This window comes from Pseudoalteromonas sp. SIMBA_162 (assembly GCF_046535955.1).
In the GTDB taxonomy this organism is placed as follows: Bacteria; Pseudomonadota; Gammaproteobacteria; order Enterobacterales; family Alteromonadaceae; genus Pseudoalteromonas; species Pseudoalteromonas marina.
This window is the reverse complement of the sequence record NZ_JAWJBQ010000909.1, coordinates 1-248: the sequence shown is the minus strand read 5'-3', so window position 1 is coordinate 248 and position 248 is coordinate 1. Positions and strand designations below refer to the sequence as shown.

Sequence of the window (248 nt, the reverse complement as noted above, 5' to 3'; positions counted from 1 at the left end):
GGAACATCCAGTCGGTGCGCGGGTTGTTGATGCAGTACAGATAGCCCACTGGAATGTGAATCCAGTGGTAGTTGTCACGTCCGCCCGCCTCGACCAGCAACACGCGGTGGTCAGGGTTGGCGCTGAGGCGATTGGCCATCAGGCAGCCGGCGGAACCGGCGCCCACGATGATGTAATCGAATTCAGAGAGATCGTCGCCCGGTTTGGCGGGGCGAGCGTCCTGCTCGCCCTCCGGGGATCGATGCGGG

At 63.3% G+C, this 248-nt stretch carries 1 pseudogene; it reads right to left on the bottom strand.

The window, feature by feature from the left end:
- Positions 1 to 72: 72 nt before the first annotated feature.
- A pseudogene (locus R0J88_RS22345) lies at positions 73 to 172 on the bottom strand (NAD(P)-binding protein); the annotation flags it as partial.
- Between the last annotated feature and the right edge of the window lie 76 nt (positions 173 to 248).